This is a genomic window from Corynebacterium segmentosum, from assembly GCF_900637825.1.
Lineage (GTDB): Bacteria > Actinomycetota > Actinomycetes > Mycobacteriales > Mycobacteriaceae > Corynebacterium > Corynebacterium accolens.
Genome location: NZ_LR134408.1, coordinates 1,948,783 through 1,966,649, shown reverse-complemented (window position 1 = coordinate 1,966,649; position 17,867 = coordinate 1,948,783). Strand labels below are relative to the sequence as shown.

At 60.6% G+C, this 17,867-nt stretch carries 18 protein-coding genes and 3 tRNA genes; 14 read left to right on the top strand and 7 right to left on the bottom strand.

Going from position 1 to position 17,867, the window contains the following annotated elements; all coding sequences use genetic code 11:
* Positions 1–30: 30 nt before the first annotated feature.
* The 3 genes from EL217_RS09400 to purM are packed head-to-tail and all read left to right on the top strand — an operon-like array spanning position 31 to position 3,020.
* Positions 31–435, top strand: a complete 405-nt coding sequence (locus EL217_RS09400) for a sterol carrier family protein (RefSeq protein ID WP_023029522.1) — start codon at positions 31–33, stop codon at positions 433–435.
* Positions 436–445: 10 nt separating this feature from the next.
* Positions 446–1,942 (top strand): amidophosphoribosyltransferase, encoded by a 1,497-nt coding sequence (gene purF, locus EL217_RS09395; RefSeq protein ID WP_005284635.1) that lies wholly within the window; start codon positions 446–448, stop codon positions 1,940–1,942.
* A 25-nt stretch (positions 1,943–1,967) separates the two neighbouring features.
* On the top strand, positions 1,968–3,020 hold the full coding sequence (gene purM / locus EL217_RS09390) for a phosphoribosylformylglycinamidine cyclo-ligase (protein ID WP_005284632.1): 1,053 nt from the start codon (positions 1,968–1,970) through the stop codon (positions 3,018–3,020).
* Positions 3,021–3,086: 66 nt separating this feature from the next.
* On the opposite strand, the gene EL217_RS09385 is transcribed toward purM, so the two are convergent.
* Together EL217_RS09385 and EL217_RS09380 are read right to left on the bottom strand one after the other, a co-directional pair.
* On the bottom strand, positions 3,087–3,284 hold the full coding sequence (locus EL217_RS09385) for a DUF3073 domain-containing protein (protein WP_023023830.1): 198 nt from the start codon (positions 3,282–3,284) through the stop codon (positions 3,087–3,089).
* 142 nt (positions 3,285–3,426) lie between these two features.
* A complete protein-coding gene (locus EL217_RS09380; RefSeq protein WP_126319740.1) occupies positions 3,427–4,491 on the bottom strand; it encodes a YgfZ/GcvT domain-containing protein in 1,065 nt (354 codons plus the stop codon).
* A 30-nt stretch (positions 4,492–4,521) separates the two neighbouring features.
* Between EL217_RS09380 and EL217_RS09375 the strand changes: the two genes are divergently transcribed.
* The gene (locus tag EL217_RS09375; RefSeq protein ID WP_023029520.1) at positions 4,522–5,391 is read left to right on the top strand and encodes an aminodeoxychorismate lyase; all 870 of its coding nucleotides are present in this window, start codon (positions 4,522–4,524) and stop codon (positions 5,389–5,391) included.
* A 16-nt stretch (positions 5,392–5,407) separates the two neighbouring features.
* Here EL217_RS09375 and EL217_RS09370 read toward each other — a convergent pair whose 3' ends face one another.
* Positions 5,408–6,103, bottom strand: a complete 696-nt coding sequence (locus EL217_RS09370; RefSeq protein WP_023017914.1) for an FABP family protein — start codon at positions 6,101–6,103, stop codon at positions 5,408–5,410.
* A gap of 53 nt (positions 6,104–6,156) precedes the next feature.
* Between EL217_RS09370 and EL217_RS09365 the strand changes: the two genes are divergently transcribed.
* Positions 6,157–7,194: a diacylglycerol/lipid kinase family protein gene (locus EL217_RS09365; protein WP_126319738.1), complete on the top strand. Its 1,038-nt coding sequence runs from the start codon at positions 6,157–6,159 to the stop codon at positions 7,192–7,194.
* On the opposite strand, the gene EL217_RS09360 is transcribed toward EL217_RS09365, so the two are convergent.
* The gene (locus EL217_RS09360) at positions 7,191–8,015 is read right to left on the bottom strand and encodes a DUF2993 domain-containing protein (protein ID WP_023017912.1); all 825 of its coding nucleotides are present in this window, start codon (positions 8,013–8,015) and stop codon (positions 7,191–7,193) included. The genes EL217_RS09365 and EL217_RS09360 overlap by 4 nt on opposite strands.
* 33 nt (positions 8,016–8,048) lie before the next feature.
* Here EL217_RS09360 and mshD point away from each other — a divergent pair, with 33 nt between their 5' ends.
* The 5 genes from mshD to pstB all read left to right on the top strand — a co-directional run bounded on the left by mshD (position 8,049) and on the right by pstB (position 13,226).
* A complete protein-coding gene (gene mshD / locus EL217_RS09355) occupies positions 8,049–8,951 on the top strand; it encodes a mycothiol synthase (protein ID WP_172596726.1) in 903 nt (300 codons plus the stop codon).
* Between the two features lie 224 nt (positions 8,952–9,175).
* Positions 9,176–10,288, top strand: coding sequence for a phosphate ABC transporter substrate-binding protein PstS (gene pstS, locus EL217_RS09350; protein WP_126319734.1), 1,113 nt, complete (start codon positions 9,176–9,178; stop codon positions 10,286–10,288).
* A gap of 133 nt (positions 10,289–10,421) precedes the next feature.
* On the top strand, positions 10,422–11,474 hold the full coding sequence (gene pstC, locus EL217_RS09345; RefSeq protein WP_023029516.1) for a phosphate ABC transporter permease subunit PstC: 1,053 nt from the start codon (positions 10,422–10,424) through the stop codon (positions 11,472–11,474).
* A gap of 12 nt (positions 11,475–11,486) precedes the next feature.
* Positions 11,487–12,401 carry a phosphate ABC transporter permease PstA gene (gene pstA / locus EL217_RS09340; protein WP_005279624.1) on the top strand — a complete coding sequence of 305 codons (915 nt, stop codon included), beginning with the start codon at positions 11,487–11,489 and terminating at the stop codon, positions 12,399–12,401.
* 51 nt (positions 12,402–12,452) lie between these two features.
* On the top strand, positions 12,453–13,226 hold the full coding sequence (gene pstB / locus EL217_RS09335) for a phosphate ABC transporter ATP-binding protein PstB (protein ID WP_005279626.1): 774 nt from the start codon (positions 12,453–12,455) through the stop codon (positions 13,224–13,226).
* An 83-nt stretch (positions 13,227–13,309) separates the two neighbouring features.
* Here the strand turns inward: pstB and phoU are convergent, their stop codons facing one another.
* A complete protein-coding gene (gene phoU / locus EL217_RS09330; protein ID WP_005279628.1) occupies positions 13,310–14,038 on the bottom strand; it encodes a phosphate signaling complex protein PhoU in 729 nt (242 codons plus the stop codon).
* Positions 14,039–14,096: 58 nt separating this feature from the next.
* On the bottom strand, positions 14,097–15,242 hold the full coding sequence (gene dusB / locus EL217_RS09325) for a tRNA dihydrouridine synthase DusB (protein ID WP_126319732.1): 1,146 nt from the start codon (positions 15,240–15,242) through the stop codon (positions 14,097–14,099).
* Between the two features lie 192 nt (positions 15,243–15,434).
* Between dusB and EL217_RS09320 the strand changes: the two genes are divergently transcribed.
* Both EL217_RS09320 and EL217_RS09315 read left to right on the top strand, forming a co-directional pair.
* Positions 15,435–16,937, top strand: a complete 1,503-nt coding sequence (locus EL217_RS09320; protein WP_005284616.1) for an acetyl-CoA hydrolase/transferase family protein — start codon at positions 15,435–15,437, stop codon at positions 16,935–16,937.
* A 126-nt stretch (positions 16,938–17,063) separates the two neighbouring features.
* Positions 17,064–17,136, top strand: a tRNA-Lys gene (locus EL217_RS09315).
* Positions 17,137–17,167: 31 nt separating this feature from the next.
* On the opposite strand, the gene EL217_RS09310 is transcribed toward EL217_RS09315, so the two are convergent.
* Complete coding sequence (locus EL217_RS09310; protein WP_005279633.1) at positions 17,168–17,500, bottom strand: metal-sensitive transcriptional regulator; 333 nt, start codon at positions 17,498–17,500, stop codon at positions 17,168–17,170.
* 82 nt (positions 17,501–17,582) lie between these two features.
* Here EL217_RS09310 and EL217_RS09305 point away from each other — a divergent pair.
* A tRNA-Glu gene (locus tag EL217_RS09305) sits at positions 17,583–17,658 on the top strand.
* A 35-nt stretch (positions 17,659–17,693) separates the two neighbouring features.
* Positions 17,694–17,767 (top strand) — tRNA-Asp (locus EL217_RS09300).
* Positions 17,768–17,867: the final 100 nt, after the last annotated feature.

Sequence of the window (17,867 nt, the reverse complement as noted above, 5' to 3'; positions counted from 1 at the left end):
CAATAAGATAACAGTAGCTATGCTGTGGCTATGCCTAAACCCGTAGATCCCGCCGCCACGCGCGCGGCCATAATCGCCATCAAGGATTGGATTCAGGACCCGGACGGGCAACAAAAGCCAGGCAGGGCCCTGCTTGCCGATGCCGTCCGTCGCACCGCCCGCACCCTCGAGGCCGACGCGCCGGGGCACTCGGTGGAGCTGCGCGTACCCCCATTTGTTGCGGTGCAGTGCATTGAAGGCCCCCGCCACACGCGCGGCACCCCACCCAATGTGGTGGAAATGGATGCGGAGACCTGGCTGCGTTTGGCCACCGGTGTCACGGACTGGGACGAGGTTAAAAACACAGGTCGCGTCGATGCTTCCGGGTCGCGTTCAGGGGAGATTGCACAGTGGCTTCCCATCATTCCGTTAGTTTTCGACGGCCCAACGCGCTAATATAAACGCCGTGGTAGAAGTACATACTCCTAGTATCACTGACCTTGACGATCATAACGAGGAGGAACCCCGCGAAGAGTGTGGCGTCTTTGGCGTCTGGGCTCCCGGGGAGGAAGTCTCCAAACTTACCTACTTTGGCCTTTTTGCTCTCCAGCACCGCGGCCAAGAAGCCGCCGGCATTGCGGTGGGCGATGATGACCGCATCGTCGTCTTCAAAGACATGGGCCTGGTGGCCAATATTTTCGATGAATCGACCCTTTCTGCCTTGACTGGCAACGTGGCGGTGGGCCACACGCGCTATTCCACGGCCGGCGGCAAGGAATGGTCCAATGTGCAGCCGATGTTTTCCACCTCCTCTACGGGCGTGGACATTGCCCTGGGCCACAACGGCAACCTGGTCAATTACCTCGAGCTGCGCGCAGAGGCCGTCGAACGCGGCCTGATTAAGCCGCACGAGGAGTCGGTTTCTGACTCGATGTGCTTGTCCATGCTGCTTGCCGATGGCGTCGATGAGACCACCTCCGTCTTCGACTCCGCCCGCGAGCTCCTACCGCGGGTCAAGGGCGCATTCTGCTTGACCTTTACCGATGGCCACACCATGTACGCCGCGCGCGACCCGCAGGGCGTGCGCCCGCTGGTCCTGGGCCGGCTGGCCAAGGGCTGGGTCGTCGCCTCCGAAACCTGCGCGCTGGATATCTGCGGCGCGCAATTTATTCGCGAGATCGAGCCGGGCGAGCTCGTTGCCATCGATGAGGCCGGCATCCGCTCTGAAAATTTCGCGCCCGCCAAGCGCAGCGGCTGCGTTTTCGAATACGTCTACCTGGCCCGCCCGGATAGCGATATCAAGGGCCGCTCGGTCAACGCCTCCCGCGTGGAGATCGGCCGCCGCCTGGCCCGCGAATACCCGGTGGAGGATGCGGACCTGGTCATCCCCGTGCCGGAATCCGGCAACCCGGCCGCGGTGGGCTACGCCCGCGAATCCGGCCTCACCTTCGCCCACGGCCTGGTGAAAAACGCGTATGTGGGCCGCACTTTTATTCAGCCCACGCAGACGCTGCGCCAGCTGGGCATCCGGCTAAAGCTCAACCCACTGCGCGAGGTCATCGACGGCAAGAAGCTCGTCGTGGTGGATGATTCCATCGTGCGCGGCAATACCCAGCACGCGCTCATCCGCATGTTGCGCGAGGCCGGCGCCGCCGAGGTCCACGTGCGCATCGCCTCCCCGCCGGTGAAGTGGCCGTGCTTTTATGGCATCGACTTTGCCTCGCCCGGCGAGCTGATTGCCAACGCCAGCCCGTCCGATGATCCGGACGAGATTTGCTCCACCATCTGCGAGACCATCGGCGCTGATTCTTTGGGCTTTGTCTCCATCGATGAAATGGTCGCCGCCACCGAGCAGCCTCGCTCCGAGCTGTGCACCGCCTGCTTCTCCGGCGAGTACCCCCTTGGCCTTCCCGCCGGAAACCCCAATGCCGATGCCGTGCGCACCCTGCTCGGAACCCAATAAAAACACTTAAGGAACTTTCAAAAACATGAGTGACAACACCTACGCCGCAGCCGGCGTCAATATCGAAGAGGGCGACCGCGCGGTTAGCCTGTTTGCCCCACACGCCAAGCGCGCCACCCGCCCAGAGGTCATGGGCGGCCTCGGCGGCTTTGCGGGGCTATTCAAACTGGGCGACTACAAGGAACCCATCCTCGCCGCCGGCTCCGATGGCGTGGGCACAAAGCTCGCCGTGGCGCAGGCCATGGATAAGCACGACACTATCGGCATCGATCTGGTGGCCATGTGCGTCGATGACCTAGTCGTCTGCGGCGCCGAGCCGCTATTCCTGCAGGATTACATCGCCGTGGGCAAGGTCGTGCCGGAAAAGGTAGCCGAGGTAGTCAAGGGCATTGCCGAGGGCTGCGTGCAGGCAGGTGCTGCGCTGCTTGGCGGAGAGACCGCCGAACACCCAGGCATGATGGGGGAGAATGAATACGATGTCTCCGCCACCGCCGTCGGCGTGGTTGAGGCTGATGGCGTGCTGGGCCCAGACAATGTGCGTGAGGGCGATGTGCTCATCGCCATGGGCTCGTCCGGGCTGCACTCCAATGGCTATTCGCTCGCGCGCCACGTCCTGCTGGAGCAGGCGGGTATGCCGTTGGATGGTTATGTGGAAGAGCTCGGCCGCCCGCTAGGCGAGGAGCTTTTGGAACCCACCCGCATCTACGCCAAAGAGTGCCTGGCGCTGGCACAGGAATGCTCCGTATCCACCTTCTGTCACGTCACCGGCGGCGGGTTGGCCGGCAACCTGGAGCGCGTTATCCCAGAGGGATTGAGCGCCGAGGTTAACCGCTCCACGTGGAATCCAGGCCAGATCTTCAAGCTCATCTCCTCCATGGGCAAGGTCGAACTGGCGGAGATGGAAAAGACCTTCAACATGGGCGTGGGCATGATTGCCGTGGTTAACCCAGAGGACCGCGACCGCGCTTTGGCCATGCTTACCGCCCGCCACATCGACGCGTGGGAGCTAGGCAGCGTCCGCGAGGCGGACGGCGAAGAACCGCGCGTTATCATGCACGGCGAGCACTCAAACTTCTAGGTACAAGAGGAAGGCCTTAGGTCAATAACCTAAGGCCTTTTGTGGATTTATCCGGCGAGCGGAAGATTAGCGCTCGTCGTCGTTGTCCTCATCCCATTCGTCGACATACTCGGCGTAGGGATCATCCTCTTCGTAGTCGTGGGAGTCACCCTCCTGCTGAGCAGCGAGTTCCCGCTGAAGGGACTCGATATCCATCTCGGGTGAGTTGTACTTGAGCTGGCGTGCAACTTTGGTCTGCTTTGCCTTAGCGCGTCCGCGTCCCATGTGCATGACCCCCTTGGGCTAGTAGGGCGCTCCAGGGATTCTTGGGCGCCCCATCGGCTTGTCAATTGTGTATCTTCCTGTAAGACACAATAGCGCGTGTGACGAAAAAAATTCCGCACCGGCCCCCCGATGAGTGGAAAATCTACCGCCCGCGCAGCCGGTTTACCGCCTCGCGCCCGGCCTTGGGTCCCTCATCTTCGGGGATGGAGGACTGATCGATCGACGCCGCGGTATCGCCGATGTCCAATGTGCCTGCATCTAGCGCAGAACGCTTGACTAGACCTAAGGCGATGGGGCCGAAATCGCAGTCATCCACGATGGTGCCGATGCGACCTACCTTACGTCCATTAAATGAAATGTCATCGCCCACATTCGGCCGCTCCGGCGCGGATCCGTCCAAGTGGAGGAGCACCAAGAGGCGGGGAGAGCGGCCCAGGTTCTCCACGCGCGCCACGGTTTCCTGGCCGCGGTAGCAGCCCTTATTCAGGTGCACGTGGGCGGGATCGGCATCGCTGCGGCTAATCCACTGCGGAACCTCGTGCGGGATGGATTTCTTATCCAAATCGGCGGCAAGCTCCGGCTCGCGGGCGCGCACGCGCTCGGCGGTAAAGGCCATGAGCCCGGCAAGCCGCGCGCCCTCGGCCTCCAGGGCGGCCATGGATTCCACCAACTGTTCGCGCGGAAAGCCCAAGTCAACGCGCTTGATTCCCGGCCATTGCACCTCGCGGGAAAAGACCACGGTGGGTGGGGTAGGAATATCGGCCTCACCCAGCAATGTCACGATGGCGATATCGGCTTCCTCGACCGTGACCTCGGACCAGAAGACCATCTTGGTCAAAAAGTCCTGGGCGGATTCGAACTGCGCGGCGGGCAGATCGAGGTAGAAGTCCTCGCCCGCGCGGGTGATATCCATGTGGTGCAAAATGTGACCCTGGATATCTAGGTCGAGGGCGCCGGCGGAGAAGCCGGAGGGGGCATCGTCAAGCTTCTGCGTGAGCAGGTTATTAAGAAAACCCGGCGCATCCGCACCGCTGACGCGCAGCACGCGGCGCTGCGAGCGGTCGATGGCGATGGTCCCGGTCTCGGCCGCACGCTGTTCCCCGAGGGGATTGCCATAGTGCCAGGCCACACCTTGGGCATCGAGTACAGTCGCGTCCTGGTGCTCGGCGGCACCGGCGCGTTGAAGAAGTGGCGAAGAATAACTCACATCTACCGATGGTAGGGCATAATCGAGTCTATGAAACCCTCCCCGCGAAAAGAGCCGGTCATCTACGTCGTGGAACCCTTTGGTGGGTCGGTGCGCAAGCATTCGCCCTCCCTGCCGCTGGTTTATGCTGATGATGCCGCCGTGACCCGCAGCGATGGCATCTTTGAATCGCTTCTGGTCCGCGGCGGCAAGGCGGCTAACCTCGCCCGCCACGCCCAGCGCTTTCGCGATTCGGCGCGGGCGCTCGATTTGCCGGAACCGCCGATGCACAAGTGGGAGGAGGCGACCCGGCTGGCGATCGCGGATTATTGCGGTACCGATGCCGATCATCCCGATGCCAAATGCACCTGGACGTATACCCGCGGCCGGGCTTCGACCGGCGTGCCCACCGCGTGGGTGACGGTGCAGCCGCTTGGCGATGTCCCTCTTCACCAACGCACCACCGGCGTCACCGTCCTGACGAGCCCGCGCCTGTGGCACGTGGCCGAAGAGCTACCGGCCAAGACGCTGAACTACGCCGCGACGATGGCGATGCTGCGCATGGCCAAGGACAAGGGCTACGACGATCTCATCCTGACGGATCCAGATACCGGCGAAATCTTAGAGGGCGCTACCTCTACCGTGGTGGCGGTGCGGGGAAAGAAGCTGCGCACCGCCGCCGGCCGCGGCATTTTGCCCGGCACTACGCAGGCCGCGCTCTTTGATTACGCCCAGGACCGCGGCTATCGCTGCAAGGCCAAGCCGCTGACGGTGGAGTACTTAGAAAAGTCCGACTCGGTGTGGCTGGTCTCTTCCGTGCGCGTGGCGGTGCGGGTGACCAAGCTGAATGAGAAAACGTTAAAAGCCCCGGATAACGAGGAAGAAATCCGGGGGCTTATCGATGCCGCGCTAGGGGCCTAGCCAGTCTTAGCCGGCTCTAGCCGGCGATGCGGGTGAGCTCGGCGGACATGTAGGGGCGCATTTCGCCATCGACCATGCGCTCATCTACCCAGCCCAGGTTGTTATTGGGCATGAGGCCGTACATGCGCTTGCCGGGGCCCAGGTTCTTCGGGCCGGTCTCGGTGACCATGGTGGAGGCGGATTCGAGCTGCCAAGCGCGCTCGTTGAAGGGCTCGCCGTAGAAGATTTCCACGATGCCGGTAGAAGAGGTGTAGGTGACCTCGATTTCATCCTTGGCGGAGATGCGCCAGAAACCGGTCTCGCGGGTAGACGGGCCCTGCGGCTTGCCTTCGGTATCGATCTTCCAGGTGCGCGAGCTAAAGGTCAGGTAATTCTCGCCGTCGTGGGCGACGACCAGCTGCTGGCCAAAGGTGTATTCGCTGCCATCGGTGTCGTGGGCCTGGCCCTCGCCCTGCCAGACGCCTACGAGGGGGAGGAGCCCCAGCAGGCCATCGTGTAGCGACGGGCCCTGGCGCAGGTTGGCGGTATCGGCGGGAACAGGGACATCGCCAAGCTCAATGGCGGGGATATTGTGGCTGGCCGCGTCCTTCCACTGCTCGGCGGCTTGGTTGACCGCGTCATTGCCATTGAGCGCGCCGGAGGTGTTTTCCGGGTGGGACGCGGCGGCGGTCTCGACGTTCGGGGTATTGGTGTTCTCGGTATTTTCGCTCATGGGCGTCCAGCCTAGTCGTGCCGGGGCCGCTTTAACTACTAGACTGGTCCGTTGTGCATGCGCTGATGATTTCCAATCCCAATTCGACCTCGCAATCCAACGGGCTCTTTCGCCAAATCGTGCCCGCCCTGCGGGCCGTAGAAGGCATGCACCTATTGGTCAAATTCACCCATTACCCCGGGCATGCAGAAGACATCGTTCGGGGGCTTACCAGGGATGATTATGATGTCATCATTGCCGTGGGCGGCGATGGCACCGTCAATGAGATTGTCAACGGCCTGCTGGGACCGGCCGATGAAGATATCCCCAGCCCAAACGAGGTGCCGGCGCTCGCCGTCATTCCCACCGGATCCGCGAACGTCTTCGTCCGCGCCCTCGGCTTTCCCAATACGCCGGTTGAGGCCACCCACGTTCTGGCCCGCATGCTCGAGCGCGATCTGCGCCGCACCATTTACCTGGGTACCTGGAACGAACGCTGGTTTGCCGTCAACGCCGGCTTTGGCATGGATGCGGACGTCCTCGCACGCGTGGACCGCGCCCGCGAACAAGGCTTTTCCGCCACGCCGCTGCGCTACTTGAACGTGGCCATTCGGGCCTGGCTACGCGCGCGCCGCAACCCGCCGCAGATTACGGTGCACGCGGAATCGCGCTTGGGGCAGACGCTCCATAAGAAGGACTTCCCGCTCCTATTTACCTCTAATACCAACCCCTGGACCTTCTTGGGGCCCTTGCCGGTCGTGACCAACCCGCGCAATTCTTTCGATGAGGGCCTGGCCCTTTTCGGTCTGGAAAAACTCAGCGGTGTGCGTGGGGTCATCGGCCTGCTGCACCTCTTTGGCGCCGATAAGCACGGCTGGCTCAAGCGGCTGGTGAAGGAAAAGACCCTGGGCTTTGATGACGCCAAGCACGTCGAGCTCGATTGCCACACCCCGCAGCGCTTCCAGGCCGATGGCGAATCCGAGGGGACCTTCCGCCACGTCACGCTGACCTCTGTGGCCGATGCCATCGAGGTCTACGCCCCGCAAGACAGGCGGCAGGTGGCCCAGCGCTCCGTGCAGGAAGTGCTGCGGGACTTTATTCGCCTCCGCTAGGATTCACCCTCTTTCGGTGCGGGGCCTACCTTATTGGCGGTATCGGCCGCCTTCTTTTCGGCCTCTTCCACGGCTCGTTGCTCAGATCCCTCGATTTCCAGCGGGGATAGCTGGGCCATCTGGACCTTGATATTGCGGCGCTGGACCTCAAAGTAAATGGTGCCGCCCTGCAGCCTTACCATGGTGGCCTGCGCCGGCAGCGGGAGCTCGCGTGTATCGAAGTTGAGGGAAAACGCCTCCTTGAGGCGCGGATCATCGGTTCCGTAGACCTCCATGCGGAACTCCGGGCCCACCAGGCGCAGTGTGACCATAGCGGTGGATTTTTCCTTATCGCCGGGCAGGGTGCCGGTAAGCTCCGCCTCGGCAGAAACGCCGCCGGAGGGAGAAATATCATCCGGGTTAGCAATGGAGAGATCGGTAATGCCCAAAAGGCGGCCTAACGCCACGCCGTCGAGGGAAATTCCGCGCGAATACGTGGATACGGGTGCGCCTTCAATATCGCCGCTTACTACCTGCTCAGGGGTGACGGTAATATCGCGCAGCACGGTCGAGGCATTGACCATGCCCAGCTTGGGAACCTCCACATCGAGCGCCTTGACCTGCAGATAAGGAATTTCCTTGGAGCCTGCCGCCAACAGGTACGGGGTGCCGCCGATATACACCTGGGGCGAATTTTCCAGCCTGGAGTTCTCCTTAACCTCCTGGGCAATCTTGTGCTCAGAATGCATGGCCACGCAGGCATCGGCCACCCATGCGGCAATGACCACGCCCACCACGATGAGGACGTGCACAATGCGCCGGTCGACTTTGACTACACTCACGCTTTCAAATTTAGCCTACGTATTATGGGCACCATGAATATCACCGAAGAAAACCTCCCCGCCTCCCCAGAGCTTGCGGGCACCCTGGAAGAACTAGCAGCGCACGCTGAAAAGACCGACGGCATCGCCCCGCTGTCGGAGCAATTCCTCAATGGCCTGCGCGATGAGCGCCTGCATCACAAGCACTTGGTGGCTTGGCTGGATGGCGAGCCCATTGGCGTATCCAGCCGCGAGGATTCCACCGCGGAGCTTTTTATCGCCCCCGATTATCGCGGCAAGGGCTATGGCACCGCGCTTTACGATGCCACCGCTAACGCCACCACCAACCTCGAGACCTGGGCGCATGGCAACGGCAAGCCCGCTCAGGCCTTGGCTAATTCCCGCGACCTGAAGGTCACCCGCACCCTCGTGGTCATGGGCATCGAGGGCAGTGATCTGGATAGCGCAGCCCACGTAGGCGAGCTTCCGCTACAAGCCGCCAATTACAGCGAGGCGGTGGACAAGTGGGGCAAGGACACCGTGGAAAACGAGTGGCTGCGCGTTAATAACGAGGCCTTTAATTGGCACCCAGAACAAGGCGGCTGGGATTTAGAGCGCCTGCACCGCGGCATGGAAGCCGAATGGTTCGATCCTAAGGACGTCTTGTTCTTCTGGGATGAGAAGGAGCAGGGGCACCCGACCCTGGCTGGTTTCCACTGGACCAAGTGGCACGAGGAAGAAGATTCCGGCTTTGGTGAGGTCTACGTGGTGGGCCTTGCAGAGGCGTATCGCGGCCAAAAATTGGGCGGTCCATTGCTACAGATTGGCCTGCGCCGCATGGTAGAAAAGGGAGCTCAGCGGGTTATTTTGTACGTGGAAGCGGATAATGAACCGGCGCTGAAGGCCTACAAGCGGCTGGGCTTTTCCGTTGATGAAGAGCACGTTGTCTGGGGCTAGTGCGATTAAGGTCATGTCAACTTCTTGGCATGTTCATTAAGTGTTTACCTCACGTCACCCTGCTGGTTAATTCCGCCGGTTAGCTTTACTGATTGTGAGAAAGCCGCGCCTGCGCACCTGCACCCCGCTGCCGAAAAGCGGACGTGGGATGTGGGTTCCCCTTTGATGGGGATGCGGTTTCCTCGGACAATCAATCTCTGATCTGCACCGGAAAGGGTTTTCCCGTGATTCGCAACTTCAAGCGCTCTGCCGCTATCTTCGGTCTCGTGGCCGCTACCTCTACCGCTCTCGTAGCGTGCTCTGAGGACACCTCCTCTTCCTCTGATTCCTCGGGATCCTCCGAGGGCAGCGGCATCGCTGGCGAGCTTGTTGGTGAGGGCGCATCCTCCCAGCAGAACGCAATGTCCTACTTCGGCACCGTCTTCGCAGAGGACAACCCAGACGCAAACCTGTCCTACACCGCTTCCGGCTCCGGTAAGGGTGTTGAGGCATTCCTGAACGGCCAGGCAGACTTCGCTGGTTCTGACTCCCCGCTGAAGGAAGACGACGGCCAGATTGAGGCTGCCAAGGAGCGTTGCGACGGCAACGACGCATGGCACCTGCCTTCCACCATCGGCCCAGTTGCCATCGCTTATAACTTGGGCGACCAGGAGATCAACCTCTCCACCGATACCATTGCCAAGATATTCAAGGGCGAGATCAAGAAGTGGAATGACGAGGCCATTGCCGCTGATAACGAGGGCGCAGACCTGCCGGACACCGACATCCACGTCATCTTCCGTTCTGACGAGTCCGGTACCTCCGATAACTTCCAGAAGTTCCTGACCGCTTCCACCGGTAACTGGGACGGCGAAGGCAAGCAGTTCCCTGACTCCGTTGGTGAGGGCGCAAACGGCTCCTCCGGCGTTGCTGACCAGGTTGCAAACATCGAGGGTGCCATCACCTACGTTGAGGCCGGCTTCGCTGACCAGAAGGAAGCTGACGGCGTCAAGAAGGCCAAGATTGACTTTGGCAACGGCCCGGTTGAGCTGAATGACGATACCGTCAACAAGGCGCTGGAGAACCTGGAGTTCAAGGACACCGCTTCCGAGAACGACATGGTCGTTGACTCCAAGGCCCTCTTCGCTTCCGATGCAGAGGGTGCATACCCGCTCATCCTGACCACCTACAACATCGTCTGCTCCGCTGGCTACGATGACGAGACCGCTGAACTGGTCAAGACCTTCTTCAACGACGTTCTGGACCACCAGGATGACCAGTTGGCAGAGCAGGGCTTCATCCCAGTTAAGGGTGACCACCTTGACCGCCTGAAGAGCGCCGTTGACGCACTGCAGTAAGGCGTAAACTGCGCTTTACCTCGCGAAATAACGCTCCGCCCGCCCCCACTGCCGCCCTCGAGACGCGCTTTGGGGGCGCAGGCATGTAACGCATGACCCTTTGTTCCACTTTAAATAAGGATTAGTACGTCTCATGGCAGACAATAATCTCACCAAGGCATCGACCTCGGAGACCCTTCCCGTCTCTGGCGTTGAACAGCCTCATACCCGTGGCGATAACGAGAATGACTTGGCTACCTCCAGCTCCGGTAGCTCCGTCAAGCGCCCCGGTGACCGCATTTTCGAATTCCTCTCCACGGCCTCTGCCACGCTGATTACCGTGATGATCGCGGCGATTGCTGCCTTCCTCATCTGGCGCGCCGTGCCGGCGCTCAGCGTGAACGAGAATGGCCTGCTGGGCTTTTTCACCCACGGTGAGCGGTGGGAGACCACCGATACCTCCGCGATGAAGTTCGGTATCCCGACCATGTTCGGCACCACCGTCCTCATCTCGGTCTTCGCCCTGATCTTGGCCATGCCAGTGGCGCTTGCGATTGCCATCTTCTTGTCCAACTACGCCCCGGCACGCCTGGTTAAGCCGCTGGGTTTCTTGGTGGACATGCTGGCCGCCGTGCCGTCCATCGTCTACGGCCTGTGGGGTTGGCAGGTCCTCGGCCCGGCCCTGTCCAGCTTCTATACCTGGCTGGAATCCTGGGCCGGCGGGTTCTTCCTGTTTACCCATTACGATAATTCGCCCGCTTTTGCTACCGGCCGCAACCTCTTTACCGGTGGCATCGTGCTCGCTGTGATGATTTTGCCCATTATCGCCGCCACCGCCCGCGAGGTCTTCGTGCAAACCCCTCCCGGCCAGATCGAGTCCGCTCTGGCGCTGGGCGCAACGCGCTGGGAAGTCATCCGCATGACCGTCCTGCCCTTCGGCATGTCCGGCTACGTTGCCGGCTCCATGCTGGGCTTGGGCCGCGCTTTGGGTGAGACTATGGCGCTGTACATGGTGGTCTCGCCGCTGGTGGACTTCCGCTTCTCGCTTTTCGATGGCGGCACTACCTTCGCCACGGCCATCGCCCTCGCCGCTGCCGAGTTCGGTAACGAGACGCGCGCCGGTGCGTATATCGCTGCCGGTTTGATGCTGTTCTTGCTGACGTTCGTGGTCAACGCCATTGCCCGCGCCATCGTGAAGAGCAAGTAAGGAAGGACAACAATGACTACTACGACAAATAACAAGCCGGCCTCCGCTGGTGGGGCAACCTTCCTGGAAATCTCCGGTTCCCGCAAGGCGGCCAATAGCATTGCCACCGTCGTTGTATGGGCCGCTATGGCCTTGGCGATGGTCCCTTTGATCTGGGTCCTCTGGGAGCTAATCTCGCGCGGTAGCGGCGTGATTTTCTCCGCTGACTGGTGGACGCTGTCCCAGCGCGGCGTGATGAATAGCGCCGAAGGCGGCGGTGCCGCCCACGCCATCGTCGGTACCTTCGTGCAAACCGCACTGGCCTCCATCCTGTCCATCCCGATCGGCATCTTTACCGCCATCTACCTGGTGGAATACTCCAAGGGTGGCTGGCTCGGCCGCACCACCACCTTCATGGTGGACATCCTGTCGGGCGTGCCCTCCATCGTGGCGGCGCTGTTCATCTTCGCCATGTGGATTACGCTCTTTGGCTTTGGCCGCTCCGGCTTTGCCGTCGCCCTGTCCTTGGTCCTGTTGATGATTCCCATCGTGGTGCGCAATACCGAAGAGATGCTGCGCGTGGTTCCCATGGACCTGCGCGAGGCTTCCTATGCGCTCGGCGTGCCCAAGTGGAAAACCATCGCACGCATCGTGCTGCCAACCGCCCTGTCCGGCATTGTGACCGGCATCATGCTGGCCATTGCCCGCGTGATGGGTGAATCCTCCCCAGTGCTGGTCTTGGTTGGTTCCTCCTCGGTCATCAACTGGGACGCGTTTAAGGGCTCGCAGTCTTCGCTGCCGCTGATGATGCTTGATATGTACAAGGCCGGCGCGCAGCCTGCCGTGCTGGATAAGCTGTGGGGCGCAGCGCTGACGCTGGTTATCCTCATCGCCATCCTCAATATTGCGGCGCGCGTAATTTCCGCGAAGTTCTCGGTCAAGAAATAGCCGCACTCGATTCCGCCACTTATACACCCCTTAAGAGGAGAAACCTCCACAATGTCTAAGCTCGAGCTCAATGACGTCGATATTTTCTACGGCGATTTTCACGCCGTACAGAACGTAAATATGCAGATCCCGGCGCAGGCCGTGACCGCCTTCATCGGCCCCTCCGGCTGCGGTAAGTCCACCGTGTTGCGCACCTTGAACCGCATGCACGAGGTCATCCCTGGCGCATCCGTCAAGGGCGAGATCCTGCTCGATGGCACCAATATCTACGGCCCCAAGGTGGACCCCGTATCCGTGCGCAATACCATCGGCATGGTCTTCCAGAAGGCCAACCCATTTCCCACCATGTCCATCGAGGACAACGTGGTTGCCGGCCTGAAGCTATCCGGTGAAAAGAATAAGAAGAAGCTCAAGGAAGTCGCCGAACAGTCCCTGCGCGGCGCTAACCTTTGGGACGAGGTCAAGGACCGCCTGGATAAGCCAGGCGGCGGCCTTTCTGGTGGTCAGCAGCAGCGCCTGTGTATCGCCCGCGCGATTGCCGTGGAGCCAGAAGTCCTGCTGATGGACGAGCCCTGCTCCGCACTGGACCCAATTTCTACCTTGGCTGTGGAGGATCTTATCCACGAGCTGAAGGAAAACTTCACCATCGTCATCGTGACCCACAACATGCAGCAGGCCGCCCGCGTGTCCGATAAGACCGGCTTCTTCTCCTTGGAAGCTACCGGTAAGCCGGGCCACCTGGTGGAATTCGATGAAACCACCCGCATCTTTGAGAACCCTTCCCAGAAGGAGACCGAAGACTACATTTCCGGCCGCTTCGGCTAATACGTAGCCCCTGATTGTCCGACAAGGGCGGTACCTCCAGCGCAGGGAGGTACCGCCCTTGTGGCAGTTTTAGGTCTATGGTCCTAGCGGCGGAATTGGCGTTCCAGTTCGCTCATGCGGGCCTCGAACTCGGCGTCCTTTTGATCCTCTTGGAGTTTTCTTTCAAACTCTTCCGGCAATAGGCCGGTGGCGAAGTAAATGATGCGCCCAGCCACGGAAACGCAGTGATCGGCGTAGCGCTCGTAGTAGCGGGTAATCTGTGCTGTCTCTACGGCCTGGCGCACCGTTCCTTCCCATTCGCGCTGGGTGAGGATTCGCAGCAGGTGGTGGTTAATATCGTCCACCGCATCATCATCGGAACGCAGGTTGACGGAGAGCTCGGCATCAGGGGTGACCAAAATATCGTGCACCACCGAACCCATTTCCTGGGTCAGGCGGAACATTTCTTCCATGAACCCGAGGTATTCAGCGGGCACGACGGCCTCAGGGTGGCGGCGGCGCGCGGCATCGGCAATGTGCTGGGCCAGCTGGCCCATGCGGAAAAGATCCTCGACGATGTAGATGGAAGAGACTACCTGGCGCAGATCCTGGGCCATGGGATTTTCCAACGCCAGGAGCTTTACCGCGCGTTCGGAGCAGCGCGAGCGGATCTCATCGAGTTCTTCGGTGAGGCTAAGCGCTTCCTCCGCGGGTTCCAGGGCGCGATCGAGCAGCGCCTGGGAGGCCTTATCCATGATGGTGCGGACGGTATCGCACATGACGATGAGGTCGTGCGAGAAGTTGTCCAGATGCTCACGGTAGGCAGTACGCATGCAGGAAATGATAGCTCACAAACCGCGCAAATGCTTGCTGAGTCACACCGGTGTGGGTTTATCCGCCCGAGTTATAAATATCGGCGCCAACCGGAACGAATTCGTCCTCGGGGTCATCAAGCCAGCCATCGGGAAGCGCGACCTTGGAGGGCGAGCCTTGGCGCCCCCGCGCACCATCGGCATCGGCGGCCAAGGCATCAGAATCCGCCCAGGGCGCCAGCAATTCGCGCAGGCTCTCTAAGGAATCCACCTTGGCTAGGCCGGCGCGCACCTGTCCGCCGACGGGGAAGCCGCGCAGGTACCAGCCAATGTGCTTGCGGATGTCCCGGGACGCGTGATCCTCGCCCTCGTGCTGAGCGAGTAGCTCTGCGTGGCGGAGAATGACCTGGGTGACCTCGCCCAAGGTTGGCTCGGCGGGGATGGACTCGCCGCGCAGGGCAGCGCCCAGCTCCGCGAAGAGCCACGGCCGGCCCAGGCAACCGCGGCCGACCTGCACGCCATCGCAGCCCGTGGCCTCCATCATGCGGCGGGCATCATCGGCGCGGAAAATATCGCCGTTGCCCAGCACCGGAACGCCGGTATCCGCCAGGTGCTCTTTGAGCCGGGCGATCTCATCCCACCGGGCATCGCCGGAGTAGCGCTGCGCGGCCGTGCGCCCGTGCAAGGTCACGGCGGCGGCGCCGGAATCCACGGCGATGCGTCCGGCATCGAGGTGCGTGTGGTGCTCGTCGTCGATGCCCACGCGCATCTTCACCGTGACGGGGATATTCGTGCCCTCGGTGGCCTTGACGGCAGCAGAGACGATATTGCCAAACAGGCGGCGCTTATAGGGCAGGGCAGAGCCGCCGCCACGCCTGGTCACCTTGGGGACGGGGCAGCCGAAATTCATGTCGATGTGATCGGCCAAGTTCTCATCCACGATGATCTTGGCGGCCTTATAGGTGTATTCGGGGTCCACCGTATAAATCTGCAGGGAACGCGGATCCTCATCCGCGGCAAAGGTGGTCATGTGCATGGTTTTCTCGTTGCGCTCCACCAGGGCGCGGGCGGTGACCATCTCGCAGACATACAAGCCCGATACCGTCCCGGTGCGGGCCAGCTCCTGCTCCCGGCACAACGTGCGGAAGGCAACGTTGGTTACCCCCGCCATGGGGGCGAGGATGACGGGGGAGGAGAGGTCATAGTTTCCAATGCGCAAATTCACGCCCTAATTGTGCTCGTTAACGGCGGAATTTAGCAACTAACAGCAAGGTGGTGGTTACCGAGGATTCCCATGATTGGGGTGAATATCACACAATGATGGTGGCAAAAACGTTAATTTTCGCTACTGTGGTCTGTGTAACTAAATTGGGTTGGCCGTAACCCCGGTCTACTCGCAGATAAAGGAGGATGACAGTTGTCCGATAGAATCGCATACGCCCCGTTTGAGAAGCTCGTAGTTTCTGCAGAGGAGGCTGCGAAGCACGTCAACAATGGTGACCGCGTAGGCATCTCCGGCTTCACCGGCGCCGGTTACCCTAAGGGTCTGCCTACCGCCATTGCAGATAAGGCGAAGGCGCTGCATGACAAGGGCGAAGAGTTCAAGATTGACCTCTTCTCCGGTGCTTCTACCGCCCCGGACTGCGACGGTGTTTTGGCAGAGGCGGAAGCCATTAACTTCCGCTCCCCGTACAACTCTGACCCACTGCTGCGTAAGCAGTTCAACGATGGCACCGCGCTCTACCAGGACATTCACCTGTCCCACCTGGGCCAGCAGGTAGAAGAGGGCTTCTACGGTGACTTCCAGGTAGCCATCATCGAGGCCGTACGCATTACCGAGGAAGGCCATATCGTGCCCTCCTCCGCAGTGGGCAATAACCTCGAGTTCGTCGAGGCTGCAGACAAGATCATCATCGAGATCAACGAGTGGCAGTCCGAGAACCTCGAGGGCATGCACGACATCTACCGCATCGACAAGCTGCCTAACCGCCAGCCCATCCCGATTAACAAGCCGGGCGACCGCATCGGTACCACCTACATGGAGATCCCAGAGGAGAAGGTCGTTGCAGTTGTTAAGACCAACTCCCCAGACCGCAACGCTCCATTCCGCGAGCCGGACGAGACCTCTGAGAAGATCGCCGCTAACTTCATCGAGTTCCTGGAGGGCGAGGTAGCCGCAGGCCGCCTTGAGTACGACAAGTTCATCATGCAGTCCGGCGTGGGTAACGTGCCGAACGCCGTGATGGCAGGCCTTTTGGACTCCAAGTTCGAAAACATTCAGGCATACACCGAGGTCATCCAGGACGGCATGCTGGACCTTATCGATGCCGGCAAGATGACCGTGGCTTCTGCAACCTCCTTCGCATTGTCGCCGGAGTACGCAGAAAAGATGAACGCGGAGGCAGACCGCTACCGCAACCACATCATCCTGCGCCCGCAGCAGATTTCCAACCACCCTGAGGTCATCCGCCGCGTCGGCCTGATTTCTTCCAACGGCATGATCGAGGGAGACATCTACGGCAACATCAACTCCACCAACGTGTCCGGTTCCCGCATCATGAACGGCACCGGTGGCTCTGGTGACTTCACCCGTAACGCGTACATCTCCACCTTCGTGTCCCCGTCCATCGCGAAGGATGGCGCCATCTCCGCCCTGGTTCCGTTTGTATCCCACACGGACCACACCGAGCACGACACCATGGTCATCATCACCGAATACGGTGTGGCTGACCTGCGTGGCCTGGCTCCAAAGCAGCGCGTAGAGAAGATTATCGCCGTGGCTCACCCGGACTACCGTCCGCTGTTGGAGGAGTACTACGAGCGTGCGAAGGAAAACAAGTTCCAGCACACCCCGCACGACTTGAAGTCCGCCTTCGACTTCCAGGTTAACTTCATGGAAAAGGGTGACATGCGCGGTTAATCTCCACCGCCATGGCAAAGGAGGGCCTCCCGGCTGGGAAGCCCTCCTTTTGCTGTGTGTGGATGCTTTCAGGCGAGGGGTGAATTAGGAGATCTAAAAGTCAACACGCTAATATAGAACGACGTTGGGCCTTTAGCTCAGTTGGTAGAGCTACGGACTTTTAATCCGCAGGTCGTGGGTTCGATCCCCACAGGGCCCACATCAGGAGCCGCCTTCGGGCGGCTCCTTTTCTAGTTTTTTACGAGCTTCTTAATGGCGTGCATAGCCTCTGCTAGCTTCTCCTTAGCCACCTCGCCGTCCTCGGCCGCCGCACCGGCCACGCAGTGCTCTATATGGTCCTCTAAGAGCGCCAGAGAGACGTTCTCTAGTGCGGAGGTCACCGCGGAGATTTGGGTGATGATATCGATGCAGTACTGGTCCTCATCGACCATGCGGTGAATCCCGCGCGCCTGGCCTTCGATGCGCTTTAGGCGCGCCAGATAACGCGCTTTGCTCTTACTATCGGCGTTGTATCCGTGTACATCCGGCTCGTGGCAGGAACAGGTTTTCTGCTGCTCAGACATGGTAAAAACTCCTTCTGGGGGAGCGATTTTGTTTCTTGGTGATGTCTCCAGTATATTTCTAGAAGTCGCCAAGAAGCGACTGGCCCCCATCGTCTAGCGGCCTAGGACACTGCCCTTTCACGGCAGCGGCACGGGTTCGAATCCCGTTGGGGGTACCAACACTTTCGTGTTGGTTCTAAATAATTTCTCATTTGGCCTTGTGGCGCAGTTGGTTAGCGCGCCGCCCTGTCACGGCGGAGGTCGCGGGTTCAAGTCCCGTCAAGGTCGCATTCTGCACAGTACACGCTTCGGCGGGTGCTGTTCTTTTTTGGTTTTAGGCCGCTGTGTGGTGGTGCCACCTTGATGCAGGGGCATCGGCAAGCGCGGG